We start from the raw sequence: 3,691 nt of genomic DNA, 5'->3' as shown, positions 1-3,691 counted from the left end.
TCAACCTCCTCGAGCGGCGGCGCATGGGGCAGAACGGCCTAGCCCGCCAGCATCGCCGCCCTGACCCCGTCGATCACGAACTGCACGGCGAGCGCCGCCAGGATCACGCCGAGCAGGCGCGTCAGCACGACATTGCCGGTGACGCCGAGGAGCCGCGCGATCGGCGTCGCCGCCAGGAACACGGCAAGACAGCTCAGGATCACCAGCCCGCAGATCACCGCAAGCGAAACCAGCAGCAGCGGATCGCCTCCGGCGCGACCGGCGAGCAGGATCATCGCGGTGAGCGCGCCCGGCCCCGCCATCAGCGGGATAGCCAGCGGGAAGGCCGCGACGTTGCGGATATGATCCTGCGTGATCGCAATCTCGGCGGTGTGCTGCTTGCGCTCGTTGCGGCGCTCGAACACCATCTCGAAGGCGATCCAGAACAGCAGGAGCCCGCCGGCGATGCGGAAGGCCGGCAACGAGACGCCGAGCGCCTTCAGCACGACATCGCCGGCCACGCCGAAGAAGCCCATGATGCAGAAGGCGATGATGCAGGCGCGCACCGCCACCTGCCGCCGCTCCCCCGCCGACATGCCACGCGTCAGCGACAGGAAGATCGGCGCCAGCCCCGGCGGGTCAAGCGTCACCAGCATCGTGACAAGGGCGGAAGTGACGAATTCGACGAACATGCGGAGGCGACTTCACCACGCCTTTCGGCCGCCGTCACCCACCAAGAAAGGCGGGATTGTGGCGGCGCCTGTGGACGCGCACGAAAACCGCCCCCAAGACTTTGAAATCGTTCTGTTAATTTTTGCTTGGACGACTGCCGCTTTTGCTGGCGCGAAAGGCCGGAATCGGGTAGCCAGAAGCCTGAAAAATACTAGGAATCGGGACATTTCTCCTTGAGCGACGATACCGACGACAAGCGCGACGACGCCCCGGATTTCGGCGGCGACATCAAGCCGATCGCGATCACCGACGAGATGAAGAAGAGCTATCTCGATTACGCCATGAGCGTGATCGTGAGCCGCGCTCTGCCCGATGTCCGCGACGGCCTGAAGCCGGTGCACCGCCGCATTCTGTTCTCGATGCACGAGAACAAGAACGTGCCCGAGCGCCCTTACACCAAATGCGCCCGCATCGTCGGCGACACGATGGGTAAATACCATCCGCACGGCAATCTCGCGGTCTATGACGCGCTGGTGCGCATGGCGCAGGATTTCTCGCTGCGCCTGCCGCTGATCGACGGCCAGGGCAACTTCGGCTCGATGGATGGCGACAGCCCTGCCGCCGACCGTTACACCGAGGCGCGCCTCGACAAGGCGGCGATGCCGCTGCTGGAGGATCTCGATCTCGATACGGTCGATTTCCAGCCGAATTACGACGGCAAGGAGCATGAGCCGACCGTCCTGCCGGCGCGGTATCCGAACCTGCTCGTGAACGGCGCCGGCGGCATCGCTGTCGGCATGGCGACCAACATCCCGCCGCATAATCTCGGCGAGGTCATCGACGCCTGCACTGCCTATATCGACGATCCCGAGATCTCGATCGACAGCCTGATCGAGATCGTTCCCGGCCCGGACTTCCCGACCGGCGCCTCGATCATGGGCCGCAGCGGCATCCATTCGGCCTATCACACCGGCCGCGGCTCGATCGTGATGCGCGCGAAGACGCATATCGAGGAGCTGCGCAAGGAGCGCGAGGCGATCGTCGTCACCGAGATTCCCTATCAGGTGAACAAGGCCTCGATGGTCGAGAAGATCGCCGATCTCGTGCGCGAGAAGCGCATCGAGGGCATCTCCGACCTGCGCGACGAATCGAGCCGCGAGGGCGTGCGCGTCGTCATCGAGGTCAAGCGCGACGCCGTCGCCGACGTCGTGCTGAACCAGCTCTACCGCTTCACGCCGCTGCAGACATCCTTCGGCGCCAACATGGTGGCGCTGAACGGCGGCCGGCCGGAGGTGCTGAACCTCAAGGACTTCATCTCGGCCTTCGTCGAGTTCCGCGAGGAAGTCGTCTCCCGGCGGACGCGCTACCTGCTCAACAAGGCCCGCGAGCGCGCCCATGTGCTTTGCGGCCTCGCCACGGCGGTCGCCAATATCGACGAGGTCATCCGCCTGATCCGCACCGCGCCGACGCCGGCCGCTGCGCATGAATCGCTGATGGCGCGCGACTGGCCGGCCGAGGACATCGCGCCGTTGATCGCACTGGTCGACGATCCCCGGCATCCGATCAATCCGGACGGCACCTACCGCCTGTCGGATGCGCAGGCCAAGGCGATCCTCGAGCTGCGCCTCGCCCGCCTCACGGCTCTGGGCCGCGACGAAATCGGCGACGAGCTGCAGAAGCTCGCCACCGAGATCGCCGATTATCTCGACATCCTGCGTTCGCGCGCCCGGATCCAGTCGATCGTCAAGACCGAGCTCGCCGAGGTGAAGGCCGCCTTCGCCACGCCGCGTCGCACCGACATACAGGACTGGGGCTCCGACCTGGACGACGAGGACCTGATCGCCCGCGAGGACATGGTCGTCACGGTCAGCCATGGCGGCTACATCAAGCGCGTGCCGCTCTCAACCTATCGGGCGCAGCGGCGCGGCGGCAAGGGCCGATCCGGCATGGCGACCAAGGACGAGGATTTCGTCTCGCGCCTGTTCGTGGCCAACACGCACACGCCCGTGCTGTTCTTCTCCTCCGAGGGCCAGGTCTACAAGGAGAAGGTCTGGCGCCTGCCGCTTTCGGCGCCCAACGCGCGCGGCAAGGCGCTGGTCAACATGCTGCCGATCGAGGCCGGCGAACGGATCACCACGATCATGCCGCTGCCCGAGGACGAGGCGAGCTGGGAGACGCTCGACGTGATGTTCGCGACCGCCTCGGGCGGGGTGCGGCGCAACAAGCTCTCGGACTTCGTCAACGTGAACCGCGCCGGCAAGATCGCGATGAAGCTCGACGAAGGCGACCATATCGTCGACGTCCAGATCTGCACCGAGAATGACGACGTGCTGCTGACGACGGCCGACGGCCAGTGCATCCGCTTCGCGGTGCCGGAAGTGCGCGTCTTCAAGGGTCGCGACTCGACAGGCGTGCGCGGCATCAACCTGGCCAAGGACGACGAGGTCATCTCGCTCGCGATCCTGCACCATCTCGACGCGACGCCGGACGAGCGCGCCGCCTATCTCAAGCGCGCGGCCGCGGCCCGCAGGGCGCTCAGCGGCGAGACCGAGGAAGGCGCGGAGACTGGGGCGGCAGCCGAGGCCGATGCCGAGGAGAGCGCCGGCGATATCGAGCTCGGCCAGGAGAAATACGCCGCGATGGGAGCGGCCGAGCAGTTCATCCTGACCATCTCGGAGAAGGGTTACGGCAAGCGCACCTCGTCGTTCGAGTACCGGGTCACCGGACGTGGCGGCAAGGGCATCGTCGCCATGGTCGTCAATGACCGCAACGGCAAGCTCGTCGCCTCCTTCCCGGCCGTGGACACCGACCAGCTCATGCTCGTCACCGATGGGGGCCAGGTCATCCGCGTGCCGGTCGACGCCGGCCAGGACAACCGCATCCGCATCGCCGGCCGCTCGACGCAGGGCGTGACGGTGTTCAACACGGCCAAGGACGAAAAGGTCGTCTCGGTCGAGTGCATCAACGACGACGGCGAGAATGACGACGGCGTCGAGGACGCCGGCGATGACACGCCGGGTGAAGAGCAGGCAGAAGCCTG

Annotated in this window: 2 protein-coding genes; one reads left to right on the top strand and one right to left on the bottom strand. The window is 66.2% G+C overall.

Translation table 11 applies throughout. The features are described from left to right. Positions 1-38: 38 nt before the first annotated feature. Entirely contained in the window at positions 39-671 is a 633-nt protein-coding gene (locus tag ACIPIA_RS12135; RefSeq protein WP_400509828.1) for a MarC family protein, read from the bottom strand. Positions 672-884: 213 nt separating this feature from the next. On the opposite strand from ACIPIA_RS12135, the gene gyrA reads away from it, so the two are divergent. After that, the coding region (gene gyrA, locus ACIPIA_RS12130; protein ID WP_400509825.1) for a DNA gyrase subunit A at positions 885-3,691 on the top strand (2,807 nt) is incomplete at its 3' end.

The organism is Allobosea sp. CER48 (assembly GCF_044752385.1).
In the GTDB taxonomy this organism is placed as follows: domain Bacteria; phylum Pseudomonadota; class Alphaproteobacteria; order Rhizobiales; family Beijerinckiaceae; genus Allobosea.
This window is presented reverse-complemented; position numbering and strand designations above follow the sequence as displayed.

What these genes read in the sequence shown, in the direction of transcription:
- ACIPIA_RS12135 (WP_400509828.1), bottom strand. Translation starts at nt 671, where the DNA reads ATGTTCGTCGAATTCGTCACTTCCGCCCTTGTCACGATGCTGGTGACG.